Here is a 17,052-nt window from a genome sequence, read left to right as displayed (position 1 = left end):
AGTGGCTCCCCCGAACAACCTCGCGATTTGACAACCCGCCGCCCGTGACCCACTTGTGCCCGGCGCGCGGCCCCGGCCCGACGGCGGGCATACGTCCCACGCGAATCTCGAACAGAATTCGTCCGTCGCGCCCAGGCTCCGTCAGGGGCAGAGGTCTGAATGAAAGTCGTCGTCGTCGAGTCGCCGGCCAAAGCCAAGACGATCAATAAGTATCTCGGCCGCGACTATGAAGTCATCGCCTCCTTCGGGCATATCCGCGACCTGCCGCCCAAGGACGGCTCGGTGGATCCCGAGCAGGACTTCCACATGGTCTGGGAGCTGGCCGACCGCGGGGCGAGCCGGGTCTCGGAGATCGCCAAGGCGGTCAAGGGCGCCGACAAGCTGATCCTCGCCACCGACCCGGATCGCGAGGGCGAGGCGATCTCCTGGCACGTGCTGGAGGCGCTCACCGCCCGCAAGGCGCTCAAGGGCATCCCGGTCGAGCGCGTGACCTTCAACGCCATCACCAAGGCGTCGGTCGAGCAGGCGATGCGCAAGCCGCGGGAGATCGACCAGGCGCTGGTCGACGCCTACCTGGCGCGCAGGGCGCTCGATTATCTCGTCGGCTTCAACCTCTCGCCGGTCCTGTGGCGCAAGCTGCCGGGCGCCCGCTCGGCCGGGCGCGTCCAGTCCGTGGCGCTCCGGCTCGTGGTCGAGCGCGAGATGGAGATCGAGCGGTTCAAGCCGCGCGAGTACTGGACGCTCATCGCGACGCTGACGACCGCCGACGGCGCGACCTTCGAGGCCCGCCTCGTGGGCGCCGACGGCAAGCGGATCCAGCGCCTCGACGTCGGCACGGGCGAGGAGGCGGCCGCCTTCAAGCGCGACCTGGAACTCGCGACCTTCCAGGTGGCGAGCGTCGAGGCGAAGCCCGCCAAGCGCCACCCGCAGCCGCCCTTCACCACCTCGACCCTCCAGCAGGAGGCCTCCCGCAAGCTCGGGATGGCGCCGGCCCAGACCATGCGGGTCGCCCAGCGGCTCTACGAGGGCGTCGATATCGGCGGCGAGACGGTCGGCATCATCACCTACATGCGGACCGACGGCGTCGACATGGCGCCGGAGGCGATCCAGGACGCCCGCCGGGTGATCGGCAAGGAGTTCGGCGACCGCTACGTGCCGGACGTTCCGCGCAAGTACAGCGTCAAGGCCAAGAACGCCCAGGAGGCCCACGAGGCGGTGCGCCCCACCGACATGGGCCGCCTGCCCAAGACGGTGGCGCGCCACCTCGAGCCCGAGCAGGCCCGGCTCTACGAGCTGATCTGGACCCGCACCATGGCCAGCCAGATGGAATCGGCCGAGCTGGAGCGGACCACCGTCGACGTCACCGCCAAGGTCGGACCGCGGACCATCGACCTGCGCGCCACCGGCCAGGTGGTGAAGTTCGATGGCTTCCTGACCCTCTACCAGGAGGGCAAGGACGACGAGGAGGACGAGGAAAGCCGCCGCCTGCCGCCCATGAAGGCCGGCGACCCGCTCGCCCGCGAGCGGATCAGCGCGACCCAGCACTTCACCGAGCCGCCGCCGCGCTACTCCGAGGCGAGCCTCGTGAAGCGCATGGAGGAGCTCGGCATCGGCCGCCCGTCGACCTATGCCGCGGTTCTCCAGACCTTGCGGGATCGCGAATACGTCAAGATCGAGAAGAAGCGGCTGCAGCCGGAGGACAAGGGGCGGCTCGTCACGGGCTTCCTCGAGAGCTTCTTCCGGCGCTACGTCGAGTACGACTTCACCGCCGGCCTCGAGGAGCAGCTCGACCGGGTCTCCAACGCCGAGATCGACTGGCGGGCGGTGCTGCGCGACTTCTGGCGCGACTTCTCCGCGGCGATCGGTGAGACCAAGGAGCTGCGCGTCGCCGACGTGCTGGAGGCGCTGAACGGCCTCCTCGGCCCGCACATCTTCCCCGACAAGGGCGACGGCTCGAACCCGCGCACCTGCCCGACCTGCGGCTCGGGCCAGCTGTCGCTGAAGCTCGGCAAGTTCGGCGCCTTCATCGGCTGCTCGAACTACCCGGAGTGCAAGTACACCCGGCAGCTCTCGGCCTCGGGCGTCGACGGCGACGGTGACGGCTCCTCGGCCGAGGGCGGCCAGCCGGGCGTGCGGGTGCTGGGCGACGATCCCGCGACCGGCCTGCCGGTGACGCTGCGCGACGGCCGCTTCGGGCCGTTCCTCCAGCTCGGCGAGGCCTCCGCCGAGAAGGGCGCCGAGAAGCCGAAGCGCTCGTCGCTGCCCAAGGGGCTCAGCCCCTCGGACGTGGATCTCAACAAGGCGCTGGCCCTGCTGGCGCTGCCCCGCGAGGTGGCCCGCCACCCCGAGACCGGCGAGCCGATCCTGGCCAATCTCGGCCGATTCGGACCCTACGTGCAGCACGGGAAGACCTACGCCAATCTCGGCAAGGACGACGACGTGCTGGAGATCGGGGCTAACCGCGCCATCGACCTGATCGTCGCCAAGGAGCAGGGCGGCGGACGCGGCCGCCCGGCCGCCGATCCCGGCCGGCCGCTCGGCAAGGACGAGGGCAGCGGCCGCGATCTCGTGGTCAAGGCCGGCAAGTACGGGCCCTACGTCACGGACGGCGAGGTCAACGCCACGCTGCCGAAGACGATGAGCGCCGAGGCGCTGACCCTCGACGAGGCGATCGCCCTGGTGAACGCCAAGCGCGCCGCGGGCGGCGGCAAGCCGGCGAAGCGCGGGGCGGTCCGGAAAGGGTCGGCGCGGGCCGCGAGCGGCGACAAAGCGGCGGCGAAGAAGACCGCCGCGAAGAAGCCTGCGGCCAAGAAGGCGGCGGCGAAGACGTCGAGCGCGGGCTGAAGCGTTCGTGGACGAGGCTGAGGCGGGCCGGCAAGCCCGCCCGTCCTTGCGAGCGGAGCGAAGCAATCCAGTGCAGCGCGAGGCGTTCGAACGTGGCGCCGACTGGGTTGCTTCGCTCCGCTCGCAAGGACGTGGCAGAGGCAGCGTTGCCGCCCCTCACCGCGGGTTGCGGTCAGCGATCGGGTTCAGACCAGGTAGGTGATCGTCGCCGCCACGGCCGTCGCGAAGGTCGCGAGCGCGAGGGTGGTGGAGTTCATCAGCGCCCGGGCCGGCGGCACGACAGCCGCGTCATCGTCGCAGCCGAAGGCGGCGCCGGCCGCGTGCTCGAAGCGGATCAACGTGAGGCGGCGGGCCTCGATCGCGGCGTCGCTCATGGACTGCGGCTCCCTGACCACGGTCAAGATTTATCTCCGCCACCAACGTCGATCGTCCCGTTCTGTTCCGGGCGTCGCCTGTGGAAGCCGGGCATGCGGGTCACGAGAAAGCCTTAACCCATTGTTGTGCAACGTCGTGATGACGGCCCGGCGCGCGGAACCGTGTGCCGGCACGGACGCGGCCCTCGCTCGCGGCGGCGCAGCATGCGATGATGCGACCGCCTCGCCGCAGGGCGAACGGCTTTGATGTTTATGGTTTGTTCCGCTATCATGCGGGGATGAAGGCGCATGCTCCACGACCCGAGACCCGTCCCAAGACCCGTCTGCGCGAAGCCGAGCCGGCCGACGCGCCGCGCGCCCGGAGGCCGCGCGTGAGCGATCCGGCGCGGGACCTGTTCGGGCCGGGCGGCAAGGGCGCGGCGGCCCGCCCGCCCGAGCCGCGGCGGCGGCTGGATTCGGCGGCCTCCGTGGCGACGCTCGCGGCCGCCGAGCCGGAGGGCGGCTACACCGCCTCCGACATCGAGGTGCTGGAGGGGCTGGAGCCCGTCCGGCGCCGGCCCGGCATGTATATCGGCGGCACCGACGAGCGGGCGCTGCACCACCTGTTCGCCGAGGTGATCGACAACTCGATGGACGAGGCGGTCGCCGGCCATGCCAGCTTCATCGAGGTGGAGCTGGAGGAATCCGGCGCCCTCGTGGTGACCGACAACGGCCGCGGCATCCCGGTCGACCCGCACCCGAAATTTCCCGGCAAATCGGCGCTCGAGGTCATCATGACCACGCTGCACGCCGGCGGGAAGTTCGACTCGAAGGTCTACGAGACCTCGGGCGGCCTGCACGGCGTCGGCATCTCGGTGGTGAACGCGCTCTCCGACCTGCTCGAGGTCGAGGTGGCGCGCAACCAGACCCTCTACCGGCAGACGTTCTCGCGCGGTCACGCGCAGGGCGCGCTGGAACTGGTCGGCCGGGTGCAGAACCGCCGCGGCACCCGCGTGCGCTTCCACCCGGACGCCCAGATCTTCGGCTCGCTGAAGTTCGACCCGCGCCGCCTGTTCAAGATGGCGCGCTCCAAGGCCTACCTGTTCGGCGGCGTCGAGATCCGCTGGCGCTGCGCCCCCGCCCTCCTCGAGGGGCTGGAGGACGTGCCGGCCGAGGCGGTGCACCGCTTCCCCGACGGGCTGCGCGACTACCTCGCCCGCGACATCGACGGGAAGGAACTCGTCACCGACGCCATGTTCTCCGGCAAGATCACCAAGCCGGGCTCGCACGGGTCGCTCGAATGGGCGGTGGCCTGGATGGTCGCCGAGGACGGGATCTCGCACTCCTACTGCAACACGATCCCGACGCCCGAGGGCGGCACCCACGAGGCGGGCCTGCGCGTCGCCCTGCTGCGCGGCCTGCGCGAGCACGCCGAGCGGGTGAACCAAGCCAAGCGCATGACGGCGGTGACCACCGACGACGTCATGGCGACCTGCGCGTCGATGCTCTCGGTGTTCATCCGCGAGCCGGAATTTCAGGGCCAGACCAAGGACAAGCTCGCCACCGTGGAGGCCCAGCGCATCGTCGAGACGGCGGTGCGCGACGCCTTCGACCACTGGCTCGCCGCCTCCCCGGCCCAGGCCAACAAGGTCCTCGACTGGGTGATCGACCGGGCCGAGGAGCGCCTGCGCCGCCGCCAGGAGAAGGAGGTCGCCCGCAAGAGCGCGACCCGCAAGCTGCGCCTGCCCGGCAAGCTCGCCGACTGCTCGGCGGCCGGCACCGCGGGCTCGGAGATCTTCATCGTCGAGGGCGACTCGGCCGGCGGCTCGGCCAAGCAGGCCCGGGACCGGGCGACCCAGGCGATCCTGCCGCTGCGCGGTAAGATCCTGAACGTCGCCTCGGCCTCGCGCGACAAGCTCGGCGCCAACCAGCTGATCTCCGATCTCACCCTGGCGCTCGGCTGCGGCACCGGTTCGGCCTTCCGCGAGGCGGACCTGCGCTACGAGAAGGTGATCATCATGACGGACGCCGACGTCGACGGCGCCCACATCGCCTCGCTGCTGATCACCTTCTTCTACCGCCAGATGCCGAGGCTGATCGACCGCGGCCACCTCTACCTCGCGATCCCGCCGCTCTATCGGCTGCAGCAGGGCTCGAAGGTGGCCTATGCCCGGGACGACGCGGATCGGGAGCGGATCGTCAAAACCGTGTTCAAGGGCGGCAAGGTCGAGATCGGGCGGTTCAAGGGCCTCGGCGAGATGATGCCGGCCCAGCTCAAGGAGACCACCATGGATCCGAGGAAGCGCACATTGCTGCGCGTCGCGGTCCTGGACGAGGCCCGGGAATCGACCGGCGACACGGTCGAGCGCCTGATGGGCAACAAGCCCGAGGCGCGCTTCGCCTTCATCAGCGAGCGCGCGGCCTTCGCCGAGGGCGCCGACCTCGACATCTGACGCCGGAGCGCCGGCGCGGCCTCGCCGCGTCGGTCGATGGCGCCCGCGCCGTCTTTGCGAGCGGAGCGAAGCAACCCAGCAGCGCCACGTCCACCGAAGTCGCGCTGCCCTGGATCGCTTCGCTGCGCTCGCAAAGACGGGTTTCGGTCGCGCCTTATCGGGGCGGCGCGATCACCTTGGCCGGGTCGAAGGGCTGGGCCGCCGCCACCGTGTCCTTGCCCATGTTGAGGACCGCGGAGAATCGGTCGCCGCCGGGACGCAGCACGAGGGCGCCCGGCTCGACCGCGATGAGCTTGCTGCCGAGGCCGAGGAAGCCGCCGACGTCGATCACGACGGCCTTGAGCGTCCCGCCGTCGGCGATGAGCAGATCCTCGATCTTGCCGACGCTGTCGCCGGCGGCGTTGCGCACCGTCACGCCGATCATCTTCGTGGTCAGGAAGGTGACGGGCTTGAGCCCCTGACGCTTGGCGGCGTCCTCGGCGCTCGCCGCCTCCGTCAGCCGCCCGCCCCCCTTGCCGTCCGTCGAGGTTCCCGGTCCCGTGGCCGGCAGGATCGTGTCCTTGCCGATCACGCTGGCGTCCTGCGCGGAGGCCGGCGCGTTCGCGAGGCCGAGGGCCGCGAGCGACAGGAGAAGGATTCGGCTTCGCATGGCTGATCGCTCCGCGCGCCCGGTCCCTGCGTGGAAGGCCCTGTCCGGGTCACTGAGGGGCGCCGCGGTCTCAATCGCGGGCGGCCCGCGCGGTTCCGGCCCTCCCTGTCGCACCCGCCGAGGCCGGTTCGCGGTCCCGAAACGCGAAAGGGCCCGGCCTTGCGGCCGGGCCCTTCGGGAGCCCGGAGCCGGCAGAGCCGGCTCCGGCATCCGGTCTCAGTAGGAGCCGAACTTGTAGTTCAGGCCGGCGCGGACGACGGCGAACTCGGTCTTGGCGGCGGCGCCGTTGAGGTAGGCGATGCCGTTCGGGGGCAGGAGGTTGCCGTAGAACACGCCGCCGGCCGAGTTCTTCTGGCGGTCGAGGCTGACGTAGAGGCCTTCGACCTTCAGCGTCACGGCGTTCGAGCGGAAGAAGTTCAGGAACGAGTCGGTGGGCAGGGCGTACTCGACGCCACCGCCGGCGGCCCAGCCGGTGCGGAAGCTGTCGCGGAAGCGGTTGCCGGCGAAGTTCTGGTCGTCCTGGCCCGAGCCGTAGGCGAAGCCGCCGGTGCCGTACACGAGGGTGCGGTCGAAGGCGTAGCCGAGGCGGCCGCGCACGGTGCCGAAGTAGTCCAGCCCGTTGCCGCTGGTGGCGACGAAGGCGGGCGGGTTGGCGAAGGCGATGCCGGGGGCGCCGCGGAAGGTGTAGTTCTGGGTGGCGTTGGCGCGGCGGGCGAAGTCGACGTACTGGGCGTCAGCCTCGAAGCCGATCACGACGCCGGAGCCCGGGGTGAACTGGTAGTTGTAGCCGATCTGGGCGCCGCCCGAGAAGCCGTCGTTGTTGTTGCGGTTGTTGACGCTGACGACGCCGGCGGTGCCGGGGGAGTTGATCAGCGAGCCGCCGGGCAGGGCGTAGCTGGTGGTGTTGCGGCTGTTGGCGTCGAAGCCGTAGCCGGCGTTCACACCGAAGTAGAAGCCGGTCCAGGTGAACACCGGCACCGGCGTGAACACCGGCGGCGGCGCGGCGCGGCGCGGAAGGTCGGCGGCGGACGCCGCGGCGGTCATGCCGGCGAGGACGGTGGATGCGAGGAGAAGCTTCTTCATGGTGGTGTTCGGTCCTGGGGTTAGCTTGAGCCGGCAGCCTTCTAGGCGCTCTCGGATGGCGGGTCTGTCGCTTTCCTGCAACAAGCCTCTTCAGGCTAGGGACATCCCGTCAACGAAAGATGAAGACTAGCCGGCCCTGCCCGACAGCAGACGGCCCGCTCGCGCGCTCGAGGAGGGCGAGGAGAGCTGCAGAGACCGTGAAGACTAGCTGCCTTGCGCGCCGCGCATATTGGCGGCGGCCGGCGCGGGGCCTGCGACATCGCTCGTGGTCTCTGCAGGAGCCGTCGGCGGCGGACGTTTTATTCCGGCACACCTTCGACGAGAATGATTCTCGCTCGTAAGCGATCGATTAACCCTGTTGCCCGATGGTCCGTCGCTCGCGGGCCCGTCCCCGAGCCCCTGTCGCGCATCAAACCGGATCCGGTCCCCCGCCGGCGGAGACCGCTGTCCATGCAGAGCCCCGACGAACGGAGCCGGACGACCTTCGGCAAGCGCCGGACCGGCGAGGCCGCGCCCGGCGCGCAGGCCGGCCCGCAGACCGGCTCGACCGCCGCGCGGGTGGCGCGCGCCGAGCCGAGGCGGTCCGCGGGCCCCCTGCCCTGGACGCTGCGCGTGGCGGGCCTGGTCGGGATCGTCGCGGTGATCGGCGCCTACCAGCTCGCGCGGCTGAGCCGGCCCGACGCGCCGACGCCCGGGACTGCCGTCGCGACCGCGGCGCTCGCGCCGATGGCCGAGCCCGAGACGACCGGTGCCATCGCGGCGGCGCGATCCGCCCGCACCACCCGCCTGGACCCCTGCGTCGCGCCCGCGGGCGACCGTCTCCGGCCCTGAACGGCGACCCTTCGGGCGGCCGATCCCCTGTGCGCCGACCCGCGCTGTCGCCATTGCGAGATTGACAAGTCGCGCCAAGGCCCTAACTGACAGGGAGCATGCGCCCCGCGGCCCCGGGAGCGTCCGAGCGCCCCGCGCGAGCCTTTCCCAGCCGTTGCCGCGACGGTGTCCTTCGCGCCGGCCGGGCGCGCAACGGTTCCTGAACGCAGATGCCTTTTTCCGACCTGGGACTGAGCGAGAAAGTCCTGAACGCCGTGGAAGCGGCGGGTTACACCGAGCCGACGCCGATCCAGGCTGAGGCCATCCCCCACGTGCTGGCGCGCCGCGACGTCCTCGGAATCGCCCAGACCGGCACCGGCAAGACCGCGGCCTTCACGCTCCCGATGCTGACGCTGCTGGAGAACGGCCGCGCCCGCGCGCGGATGCCGCGCACGCTGATCCTGGAGCCGACCCGCGAGCTGGCCGCCCAGGTGGTCGAGAATTTCGACCGCTACGGGACAAACCACAAGCTCAACGTGGCGCTGATCATCGGCGGCGTCTCCTTCGCCGATCAGGACGCCAAGCTGATGCGCGGCACCGATGTGCTGATCGCGACGCCCGGCCGCCTGCTCGACCATTTCGAGCGCGGCAAGCTGCTGCTCACCGGCGTCGAGCTCCTGGTCATCGACGAGGCCGACCGCATGCTCGACATGGGGTTCATCCCCGACATCGAGCGCATCGTGAAGATGGTGCCGTTCACCCGGCAGACGCTGTTCTTCTCGGCGACCATGCCGCCGGAGATCGAGCGGCTGGCGGACATGTTCCTGCACAACCCGCAGCGGGTCGAGGTGGCCCGGCCCGCCTCTACGGCGACCACGATCACCCAGCGGCTCGTCGCCACCGGCGCCGAGGGGCACGCCAAGCGCGAGCGCCTGCGCACCCTGATCCGCGGCGAGGGCGAGCTGAAGAACGGGATCATCTTCTGCAACCGCAAGCGCGACGTCGCGCTGCTGCAGAAGTCCCTGGTCAGCCACGGCTTCGACGCCGCGGCGCTCCACGGCGACATGGACCAGCGCGCCCGCACGACGGCCCTCGACGGGTTCCGCAACGGCGACACCGCCCTGCTGGTCGCCAGCGACGTGGCGGCGCGCGGTCTCGACATCCCGGCCGTCAGCCACGTCTTCAACTTCGACGTGCCGCATCACCCGGAGGATTACGTCCACCGGATCGGCCGCACCGGCCGCGCCGGCCGCAGCGGCACGGCCTACACGCTGGTCGCCCCCGACGACTCGCGCTCCCTCGGCGCCATCGAGGCGCTGATCGGCCAGCCGATCCCCTGGCTGGACGGCGACCTGACCAGCGTGGCCGACCCGTCCGGCGATACCGGGACGCGCCACCGCGGCCGCGCGAGCGACGGGCGTCGGGGCGGCCGCTCCGCCAAGAGCGGTGGACGGAGCGGCGACAAGAGCGGCAGCGACAAGGGTGCCGACAAGGGTGCCGACAAGGCCGTCGTCGAGAAGAGCGCCCGGAGCACGAGCGAGACCGAGGAGGTCCGCGAGCGTTCGACCCGGTCGCGTGGCAGCCGCGGCGCGGCGCGCGCGGAGAGCCGCCCGGACGATCGTCCCGAGAGCCGCTCTGAGAGCCGCCCCGAGAACCGTCCGGAGCCGCGCGCGTCGGGCCGCGCGTCAGGCCGCGGCGGCGAGTCCGCGCGCGAGGAGCGCGGGCGCCGGATCGACGCGGACGGAGACACGCCCGTCGGCCTCGGCTCGCACGTTCCTGCGTTCCTGCTTCGACCAGTCTTGGCGAAGAAGGATAAGTAACAGACGTCTGTTCCGGCTTAACTGTCCGGCTACCAGGCAGCCGTATATTGGGTCAGGGCAACGACGCAGGCGCGTCGGTCGCCCCGGACCGCGGGATACGGATGAGCCAGGAGACCTATTCGGATCGCGATCGCAGCTTCGCGTTGGCGAAGCGCAGCCACGACCTGATTCGCGACTACGGGCCCTCCGCGACGCCGCGCGCCTACGCCGTCTGGTACGCCTACGTCTCGGGAGAGCTGCCGCTCCTCGCCGACGCCGTGAAGCGTCTCACCACGCAGAACGGCTGCCTCACCGAGGGCGACATCGACGACCTGCACGAGACCTATCTCGACGGGCGCCGCCTCGCGAGCACCACCGACGACGTCAGCCGCATCGTCCTCAGCGAGATCGCGGCCGTCACCGAGATCCTGGACCTCTCCCTGGGCTCGACGGCGCAGTACAGCGAGTCGCTGCGCGCGGTCGCCCAGGACCTCTCCCAGGGCGTCCCGAGCCGGGCGCGGTTCGGCGAGATCGTCGCGACCCTGGCCGCCACGACACGGGAGGTCGCCGCCAACAACCGGATCCTCGAAGCCCGCATGCGCGAGACCCGCAGCGAGATCGAGACCCTGCGCGAGAAGCTCGAGGCGACCCGGCGCGAGAGCCTGACCGACGCCCTGACGGGGCTCGCCAACCGCAAGCATTTCGAGGAGACGCTGAAAGCGTCGATGGAGACGGCCCGGGCGCGCAGCACGCCCATGAGCCTGATCATCCTCGACATCGACTTCTTCAAGCGCTTCAACGACCTGTACGGTCACCTCACGGGCGATCAGGTCCTGCGGCTCGTGGCGATCGTGATGCGCGAGAACGCCGGCAAGCAGGCGCAGCTCGCCCGGTTCGGCGGCGAGGAGTTCGGCATCATCCTGCCCGGGGTCGACCGGACGGTGGCCAAGCAGGTGGCCGAGACGGTCCGCGCCAGCGTCATGGGGCGCGAGCTGGTCAAGCGCTCGACCGGCGAGTCGCTCGGCAAGGTCACCATCTCGCTGGGCGTGGCGGTGCTGCGCCCGGGCGACACGCCCGCCTCGCTGATGGAGCGGGCCGACCTGTGCATGTTCGCGGCGAAGCGCGCCGGCCGGAACCGCTTCCTGGACGACGCCGCCGAGTCGCTGATGCAGGTGGCCTAGAGCCGGCCCCGGCCGTGTCGCCGTCCGGCGACACGCGCCACCCGGGACGGCGGGCGCGGACCGGTCAGGCCTGCGCGGGCAGGCGGTCAGCCGAGACCGGCGTGATCGCCACCGACTCGCCGCAGCCGCAGGCCGAGGTCTGGTTCGGGTTATTGAACACGAACTGCGAGGCCAGCTTGTTGGTGGTGAAGTCCATCTCGGTGCCGAGCAGGAACAGCACCGCCTTCGGGTCGACGAACACGCGCACGCCGCGATCCTCGACCACGTCCTCTCCGGGCTTGGCCGCCTCGGCATATTCCATCGTGTAGGACATCCCGGCGCAACCGCCGTTCCGGACGCCGACGCGCAGCCCGGCGATCGGCCGGTCGGCCTCCGCCATGATCGCCTTGATCCGATCGGCGGCGCGATCGGTCAGCGAGAGAACCTTGAAACCAGCGGACATCGTCACCCTCCCGCCCATCCGGGTTCAAGGCCCGGGGACGCGCATTCCGACGCGTACAAGATAAGCATTGGCCCGGGGCCGGTCCACCGCAGCGCGGTCACACCGGCCCGGCATTCGCCGCGCGGGAGCGCCCTCAGGCGGCCTCGCCGGTCAGTCGCGCGAAGGTCCCGAGATCGACGTTGCCGCCGCTGATCACCACGCCGACGCGCTTGTTCGTCACGTCCACGAGGCCGCTCAGCACCGCCGCCGCCGCAAGGCAGCCGGTCGGCTCGACCACGAGCTTCATCCGGCTGGCGAAGAACCGCATGGTCTCGACGAGCTGCGCGTCGGTGACGGTGAGGATATCGGACACCCGCGCGCGGATGATCGCGAAGGTCAGGTCGCCCAGCGCCGTCGACTGCGCACCGTCGGCGATGGTGCGGGGCACCGGGATCGTGACGATCCGGCCCTCGCGGAACGAGCGCTGCCCGTCATTGCCCGCCTCCGGCTCGACGCCGATCACCCGGCAGCCCGGTGACAGCTCCGCGGCGGCGAGGGCGCAGCCCGCGAGCTGGCCGCCACCGCCGAGGCAGGCCACCAGCACGTCGAGGGGGCCGACCGTCTCGATCAGCTCCTGCGCCAGCGTCCCCTGCCCGGCGATGACGTCGGGATGGTTGAAGGGCGGGATCAGCGTCAGGCCGCGGGCCTCGGCGATCTCGCGGCCCAGGGCCTCGCGATCCTGGGTGTAGCGGTCGTACAGGACCACCTCGGCGCCGTAGCCGCGGGTGGCGGCGATCTTCGCCGCGGGGGCGTCGCCCGGCATGATGATCGTGGCGGGCGCTCCGAGCAGCCGGCTCGCCAGGGCGATCGCCTGGGCGTGGTTGCCCGAGGAGTAAGTGATGACCCCGCGGGTGCGGGCCGCCTCCGGCAGCGCGCTGATCGCGTTGTAGGCGCCGCGGAACTTGAAGGCGCCGGCCCGCTGCAGGTTCTCCGCCTTGAAGAACAGGCGGCCGCCGGTCATCGCGTCGGCCGTGCGGGAGGTCAGCACCGGGGTGCGGTGCGCGGCCCCGGCGATCCGCTCGGCGGCGCGGGCCACGTCCGCGAAGGTCGGAAGGCCGCCGGTGGCCGCGCCGGATCCGCTGGGCTGCGTGTCGTGCATGGTCGCCTGCATCGTTGCCTGCATCGTCGTCCGGGTACCATCCGCCCGGGGCCGCGCCGGAGCGAGGCCGGGGCGCAGCCCGTCATACGGGCCTTTCGACCCGCGCGCATCCCGCCGATCCACATGCGCAAGCGGAGCCATTCGCCGCCTCGCCGCTTATACCCAGCGACAACTTGGCAGGAACGCTGGGGGGCGGCATCGCCATGGCAACAGAGATCTTGCGCGCACCGGTGCGCCGCCCGCACGTCGGCAGGGCCTCGCCGTGAGCGCCCGCGACCGCGCTTCGGGCGACGCGGCGACCGAGGTCACCTTCCGGGGGCGCGGGCTGGCGCTGCGCACCGGCTCGCGCCTGATCCTGCTCGTCTGCCCGCTCTGCTCGCAGCGCAACGCGCGGCGGGGCGCCGAACGCGGCATCTGCGAGTGGTGCGCCTATGTGCCGTCGCCGGACCAGGCCGAGCCCGTGGATCGCGGGTGCTCCTGAGGCGCTGCCGCGCGGGACGCCGAAATCGCGATCTGGGATTGATTCTCAGCTAGGAACTATCTCCGGTTGCATATTGCGGTGCGGGTCCTCACACTCCCGCCGGGGGTCTGATGGGAGGGCACATGCAACCGTCCGAATGCTGCATCTTTCGGATGACCATCGCCTCCGTGATCGGCAGCTGCGTCACGCTCCTGCTCGTCCGGGGGCTCGATCCGCTCGTTGCCCTGCTGCTGATCCCGATCGGCGGCAGCGTGGCGACGGTTCTGGTGATCCTGCTGTTCCAGGCCGTGAGCCTGACGCTCGCGGCGTGGACCGGTCCGCACTGACCGGCCGGTGGCGGCGCGGCTCGGATCCCTGTCCGACCCGCGCGCCGCGTCGACCGCCGATCAGGTGTGGATCACCTTGCCGTAGGCGTCGAGCACGCTCTCGTGCATCATCTCGCTGAGCGTCGGGTGCGGGAACACCGTGTGCATCAGCTCCTCCTCGGTGCTCTCGAGGTTCATCGCCACCACGTAGCCCTGGATCAGCTCGGTCACCTCGGCCCCGACCATGTGGGCGCCGAGCAGCTGGCCGGTCTTGGCGTCGAACACGGTCTTGATCAGGCCGTCCGGCTCGCCGAGCGCGATCGCCTTGCCGTTGCCCGCGAAGGGGAACCGGCCGACCTTCACCGAGAAGCCCTGCTCCTTGGCCTTCGCCTCGGTGAGCCCGACGCTGGCGATCTGCGGCTGGCAGTAGGTGCAGCCCGGGATCTTGGCCTTGTCCATCGGGTGGGTGTGCAGGCCCTTGATGGTCTCGATGCAGATGACGCCCTCGTGCTCGGCCTTGTGGGCGAGCATCGGCGGCCCGGCGACGTCGCCGATCGCGTAGAGGCCGGGCACGTTGGTGCGGCCGAGCCCGTCCGTCACCACGATCCCGCGGTCGATCTTCACCCCGAGTTTCTCGAGACCGATATTCTCGATGTTCCCGACGACGCCCACCGCCGAGATCAGCTTCTCCGCGGTGATCTGCTGGGTCTTGCCGTCGCCGCCCTCGATGGTGGCCGTGACGGAATCGGCGCCCTTCTCGACCTTGGTCACCTTGGCGCCGGTGAGGATCTTGATGCCCTGCTTCTCGAAGCGCTTGCGGGCGAGGCCGGCGATCTCGGCATCCTCCACGGGCAGGATCTGCGGCAGCAACTCCACCACGGTCACCTCGGCGCCCATGGTGCGGTAGAACGAGGCGAACTCGATGCCGATGGCGCCCGAGCCCATCACCAGCAGGCTCTTGGGCATCGCCTCGGGGACCATGGCCTCGTAGTAGGTCCAGATCAGCTTCTTGTCGGGCTCGATCCCCGGGATCGCGCGCGGACGCGCGCCGGTCGCCACGATGATGTGCTTGGCCTGGTAGGTGCCGGCGCCCTTGGCGCCCTTCGGCGCCTCGGCGCGCTTGGTCTCCGTCACGGTGACCTTGCCAGGCTGGTTGCCCTGCGCGGCGCTGTCGACCGAGGCCTCGCCCCAGATCACGTCGACCTTGTTCTTCTTGAGCAGCATGCCGACGCCGCCGTTGAGGCGGGCCGAGACGCCGCGGGACCGCTTCACGATCGCGGCGGTGTCGAACCCGACCTTCTCCGCGGTCAGGCCGTAATCGCCAGGATGCTGGAAGTAATGGAAGATCTCGGCCGAGCGGAGCAGCGCCTTGGTGGGGATGCAGCCCCAGTTCAGGCAGATGCCGCCCAGGTGCTCGCGGTCGACCACGGCGGTCTTGAAGCCGAGTTGCGCCGCGCGGATCGCCGTGACGTAGCCGCCGGGCCCGGCGCCGATGATGAGGACGTCGTAGGTGTCGGACATCGTGTCTCAGCTCTCCGCTGTGGCGCGCGCGACTGCACCGTCGTTGACGCGGCGATCAGGACGAGGTTTCCAGCGCGCTCAGCCGCTGCTCCATGGCCTTGATCGTCTTCTTGATCGATTGGAGATCCGCCTTCGCCTGTGTGCCGAGGCCGGTTTCGTAGGCGATGTAGATCTCCAACTCCTCAAGTTTTTCGGTGTGACCCGTCAGGGTCGTCTTGATCGCTGCGACATCGCGCTTCACCTCGGCGATATCGCTCTGCATCCGTTGTAGGACTGGCAGAACCAGATCGGTGACTTCCGACACGCGACTCTCCGTTGATCGCTCAGGCGATCATAGCAGAGTCGCGCCTCACACCAGCATGCCCATCGGGTTCTCGATCAGCCCCTTGAAGGCCGAGACCAGCTCCGCACCCAGCGCCCCGTCGAGCACCCGGTGGTCGCACGACAGGGTGCAGGTCATGACCTGGACCACGGCCGGCGCCCCGTCCTTCACGACCACGCGCTTCTCGCCCGCGCCCACCGCCAGGATGCTCGATTGCGGCGGGTTGATCACCGCGGTGAAGTGCTTGATGCCGAACATGCCGAGGTTCGACACCGAGGTGACGCCACCCTGGTACTCCTCGGGCTTCAGCTTCTTGGCGCGGGCGCGGGCCGCGAAATCCTTCATCTCTTTGGAGATGGTCGAGAGCGTCTTCTCGTCCGCCCGGCGGATCACCGGGGTGAACAGTCCGCCGTCGATCGCCACCGCGACGCCGACCTCGGCGTGCTTGAAGCGCAGGATCCGGTCCTCGGCCCAGACCGCGTTGGCGGCCGGAACACGGGTCAGCGCGAGGCCCATCGCCTTGATGACGAAGTCGTTCACCGAGAGCTTGAAGGCGGGCTTGCCGTCCTTGTCCTTGCCGGCCGAGCCGTTCAGCGTCTCGCGCAGCTTCATCAGCGCGTCGAGCTCGCAATCCACCGTCAGGTAGAAGTGCGGGGCGACCTGCATCGCCTCGGTGAGGCGCTTGGCGATGGTCTTGCGCATGCCGTCGAGGGGCACCTCCTCGTAGGCATCCTTGGCGAAGAAGCCCTTGACCTGGTCGGTCGTGAGGCCGGCCGGCGCGCCGCCCACGGGGGCGGCCTTCGGGGCCGGTGCGGCCGCCTTCGGCGCCTCGGCGGCGGCCTGCGCGGCGGCGGGTGCCTTGGTGGCGCCGGAGGCCTTCGCGGCCTGGACGTCGCGGGCGATGATGCGGCCGTGCGGCCCGCTGCCCTGGACGGCGGCGAGATCGACGCCCTCCTGCTTGGCGATCCGGCGGGCGAGCGGCGAGGCGAAGACGCGGCCGCCCGAGCCGGCCTGCGCCCCCGCCTGCGGGGTGGCGCCGGGCTGCGCGCCCTCCGGTGCGGCGTTCACCCGCTCGTACGACATGTGGCCGCCGCCGGGCGTGGTGTTCTGGCCGGCCGCAGAGGCGTCGGCCTTCGGCTCGGGCTTGGACTCGGCCTTGGCCTCGCCGTTCGAGGCCGACTTCGGCGCGCCGCCCGAAGCCTGGACGCTCGATGGGTCCTCGCCCTCGGCGGCGATGATGGCGATCAGGTCGTTGACCGGCACGTCCGCCGTGCCCTCGGGCACGAGGATCTTGGCGAGGACGCCCTCGTCGATGGCCTCCACCTCCATGGTGGCCTTGTCGGTCTCGATCTCGGCCAGCACGTCGCCGGACTTGATCGGGTCGCCCTCCTTCTTCAGCCACTTGGCGAGGTTGCCCTTCTCCATGGTCGGGGAGAGCGCGGGCATCAGCACGTTGATCGGCATGGCATCAGGTCTCGGGCAAGGCCGGGGCGGCCGGATCGTCGAAGGGGAAGAGGTCGTCGAGGGGGAAAGGAACGGCGTCGTAAGGCGGCCGCGGACGCGGGTCCGGCGCCCCGTCGACCTTCGCGGCGACGCGATGCGCGAGGACCGCCTCCAGATCCGCGTAGGTCGCCTGCCGGACGGCCGCCTCAGCCATGGTCGGCCGCCATC

General features: G+C 70.7%; 16 protein-coding genes. 7 read left to right on the top strand and 9 right to left on the bottom strand.

Annotated features, from left to right (window positions below):
* Positions 1–159: 159 nt before the first annotated feature.
* Positions 160–2,844 (top strand): type I DNA topoisomerase, encoded by a 2,685-nt coding sequence (gene topA, locus BMY19_RS24810; RefSeq protein WP_100253262.1) that lies wholly within the window; start codon positions 160–162, stop codon positions 2,842–2,844.
* Between the two features lie 185 nt (positions 2,845–3,029).
* On the opposite strand, the gene BMY19_RS24805 is transcribed toward topA, so the two are convergent.
* Positions 3,030–3,218 carry a hypothetical protein gene (locus BMY19_RS24805; protein WP_100253261.1) on the bottom strand — a complete coding sequence of 63 codons (189 nt, stop codon included), beginning with the start codon at positions 3,216–3,218 and terminating at the stop codon, positions 3,030–3,032.
* Positions 3,219–3,589: 371 nt separating this feature from the next.
* Between BMY19_RS24805 and parE the strand changes: the two genes are divergently transcribed.
* Positions 3,590–5,650 carry a DNA topoisomerase IV subunit B gene (parE, locus tag BMY19_RS24800; RefSeq protein WP_100253260.1) on the top strand — a complete coding sequence of 687 codons (2,061 nt, stop codon included), beginning with the start codon at positions 3,590–3,592 and terminating at the stop codon, positions 5,648–5,650.
* Positions 5,651–5,804: 154 nt separating this feature from the next.
* Here the strand turns inward: parE and BMY19_RS24795 are convergent, their stop codons facing one another.
* Both BMY19_RS24795 and BMY19_RS24790 read right to left on the bottom strand, forming a co-directional pair.
* Entirely contained in the window at positions 5,805–6,299 is a 495-nt protein-coding gene (locus BMY19_RS24795) for a PRC-barrel domain-containing protein (protein ID WP_020095331.1), read from the bottom strand.
* A gap of 216 nt (positions 6,300–6,515) precedes the next feature.
* Positions 6,516–7,382, bottom strand: coding sequence for an outer membrane protein (locus BMY19_RS24790; protein ID WP_100253259.1), 867 nt, complete (start codon positions 7,380–7,382; stop codon positions 6,516–6,518).
* Positions 7,383–7,832: 450 nt separating this feature from the next.
* On the opposite strand from BMY19_RS24790, the gene BMY19_RS24785 reads away from it, so the two are divergent.
* The 3 genes from BMY19_RS24785 (at position 7,833) to BMY19_RS24775 (ending at position 11,172) form a co-directional block, all read left to right on the top strand.
* Positions 7,833–8,213: a hypothetical protein gene (locus BMY19_RS24785; protein WP_100253258.1), complete on the top strand. Its 381-nt coding sequence runs from the start codon at positions 7,833–7,835 to the stop codon at positions 8,211–8,213.
* Between the two features lie 209 nt (positions 8,214–8,422).
* Positions 8,423–10,012, top strand: coding sequence for a DEAD/DEAH box helicase (locus BMY19_RS24780; protein ID WP_100253257.1), 1,590 nt, complete (start codon positions 8,423–8,425; stop codon positions 10,010–10,012).
* A gap of 101 nt (positions 10,013–10,113) precedes the next feature.
* Positions 10,114–11,172, top strand: a complete 1,059-nt coding sequence (locus tag BMY19_RS24775; RefSeq protein WP_020095327.1) for a GGDEF domain-containing protein — start codon at positions 10,114–10,116, stop codon at positions 11,170–11,172.
* Positions 11,173–11,236: 64 nt separating this feature from the next.
* Here BMY19_RS24775 and BMY19_RS24770 read toward each other — a convergent pair whose 3' ends face one another.
* Positions 11,237–11,614, bottom strand: a complete 378-nt coding sequence (locus BMY19_RS24770) for a HesB/IscA family protein (protein WP_012317999.1) — start codon at positions 11,612–11,614, stop codon at positions 11,237–11,239.
* 133 nt (positions 11,615–11,747) lie between these two features.
* Positions 11,748–12,764 (bottom strand): threo-3-hydroxy-L-aspartate ammonia-lyase, encoded by a 1,017-nt coding sequence (locus tag BMY19_RS24765; RefSeq protein ID WP_100253256.1) that lies wholly within the window; start codon positions 12,762–12,764, stop codon positions 11,748–11,750.
* A 250-nt stretch (positions 12,765–13,014) separates the two neighbouring features.
* Here BMY19_RS24765 and BMY19_RS24760 point away from each other — a divergent pair, with 250 nt between their 5' ends.
* A complete protein-coding gene (locus BMY19_RS24760) occupies positions 13,015–13,233 on the top strand; it encodes a hypothetical protein (RefSeq protein ID WP_020095325.1) in 219 nt (72 codons plus the stop codon).
* Between the two features lie 152 nt (positions 13,234–13,385).
* Positions 13,386–13,559: a hypothetical protein gene (locus BMY19_RS24755; protein WP_244535006.1), complete on the top strand. Its 174-nt coding sequence runs from the start codon at positions 13,386–13,388 to the stop codon at positions 13,557–13,559.
* 60 nt (positions 13,560–13,619) lie between these two features.
* On the opposite strand, the gene lpdA is transcribed toward BMY19_RS24755, so the two are convergent.
* From lpdA to BMY19_RS24735, 4 genes are read right to left on the bottom strand one after another with little or no spacing between them, the layout of a single operon-like run.
* Entirely contained in the window at positions 13,620–15,059 is a 1,440-nt protein-coding gene (gene lpdA / locus BMY19_RS24750; RefSeq protein WP_100253254.1) for a dihydrolipoyl dehydrogenase, read from the bottom strand.
* A gap of 55 nt (positions 15,060–15,114) precedes the next feature.
* Positions 15,115–15,363: a hypothetical protein gene (locus BMY19_RS24745; protein ID WP_244492059.1), complete on the bottom strand. Its 249-nt coding sequence runs from the start codon at positions 15,361–15,363 to the stop codon at positions 15,115–15,117.
* Positions 15,364–15,408: 45 nt separating this feature from the next.
* The gene (locus BMY19_RS24740) at positions 15,409–16,845 is read right to left on the bottom strand and encodes a pyruvate dehydrogenase complex dihydrolipoamide acetyltransferase (RefSeq protein WP_100253253.1); all 1,437 of its coding nucleotides are present in this window, start codon (positions 16,843–16,845) and stop codon (positions 15,409–15,411) included.
* 4 nt (positions 16,846–16,849) lie between these two features.
* Positions 16,850–17,038 carry a hypothetical protein gene (locus tag BMY19_RS24735; protein WP_020095320.1) on the bottom strand — a complete coding sequence of 63 codons (189 nt, stop codon included), beginning with the start codon at positions 17,036–17,038 and terminating at the stop codon, positions 16,850–16,852.
* Between the last annotated feature and the right edge of the window lie 14 nt (positions 17,039–17,052).

This window comes from Methylobacterium sp. UNC300MFChir4.1 (assembly GCF_900110155.1).
Taxonomy (GTDB): domain Bacteria; phylum Pseudomonadota; class Alphaproteobacteria; order Rhizobiales; family Beijerinckiaceae; genus Methylobacterium.
The sequence above is the reverse complement of the archived record's forward strand: the minus strand, read 5'-3'. Positions and strand labels throughout refer to the sequence as shown.

Coding starts and splice junctions, on each gene's coding strand:
- topA (WP_100253262.1), top strand. CDS start 160: ATGAAAGTCGTCGTCGTCGAGTCGCCGGCCAAAGCCAAGACGATCAAT.
- BMY19_RS24805 (WP_100253261.1), bottom strand. CDS start 3,218: ATGAGCGACGCCGCGATCGAGGCCCGCCGCCTCACGTTGATCCGCTTC.
- BMY19_RS24795 (WP_020095331.1), bottom strand. CDS start 6,299: ATGCGAAGCCGAATCCTTCTCCTGTCGCTCGCGGCCCTCGGCCTCGCG.
- BMY19_RS24790 (WP_100253259.1), bottom strand. CDS start 7,382: ATGAAGAAGCTTCTCCTCGCATCCACCGTCCTCGCCGGCATGACCGCC.
- BMY19_RS24785 (WP_100253258.1), top strand. CDS start 7,833: ATGCAGAGCCCCGACGAACGGAGCCGGACGACCTTCGGCAAGCGCCGG.
- BMY19_RS24780 (WP_100253257.1), top strand. CDS start 8,423: ATGCCTTTTTCCGACCTGGGACTGAGCGAGAAAGTCCTGAACGCCGTG.
- BMY19_RS24775 (WP_020095327.1), top strand. CDS start 10,114: ATGAGCCAGGAGACCTATTCGGATCGCGATCGCAGCTTCGCGTTGGCG.
- BMY19_RS24770 (WP_012317999.1), bottom strand. CDS start 11,614: ATGTCCGCTGGTTTCAAGGTTCTCTCGCTGACCGATCGCGCCGCCGAT.
- BMY19_RS24765 (WP_100253256.1), bottom strand. CDS start 12,764: ATGCAGGCGACCATGCACGACACGCAGCCCAGCGGATCCGGCGCGGCC.
- BMY19_RS24755 (WP_244535006.1), top strand. CDS start 13,386: ATGACCATCGCCTCCGTGATCGGCAGCTGCGTCACGCTCCTGCTCGTC.
- lpdA (WP_100253254.1), bottom strand. CDS start 15,059: ATGTCCGACACCTACGACGTCCTCATCATCGGCGCCGGGCCCGGCGGC.
- BMY19_RS24740 (WP_100253253.1), bottom strand. CDS start 16,845: ATGCCGATCAACGTGCTGATGCCCGCGCTCTCCCCGACCATGGAGAAG.
- BMY19_RS24735 (WP_020095320.1), bottom strand. CDS start 17,038: ATGGCTGAGGCGGCCGTCCGGCAGGCGACCTACGCGGATCTGGAGGCG.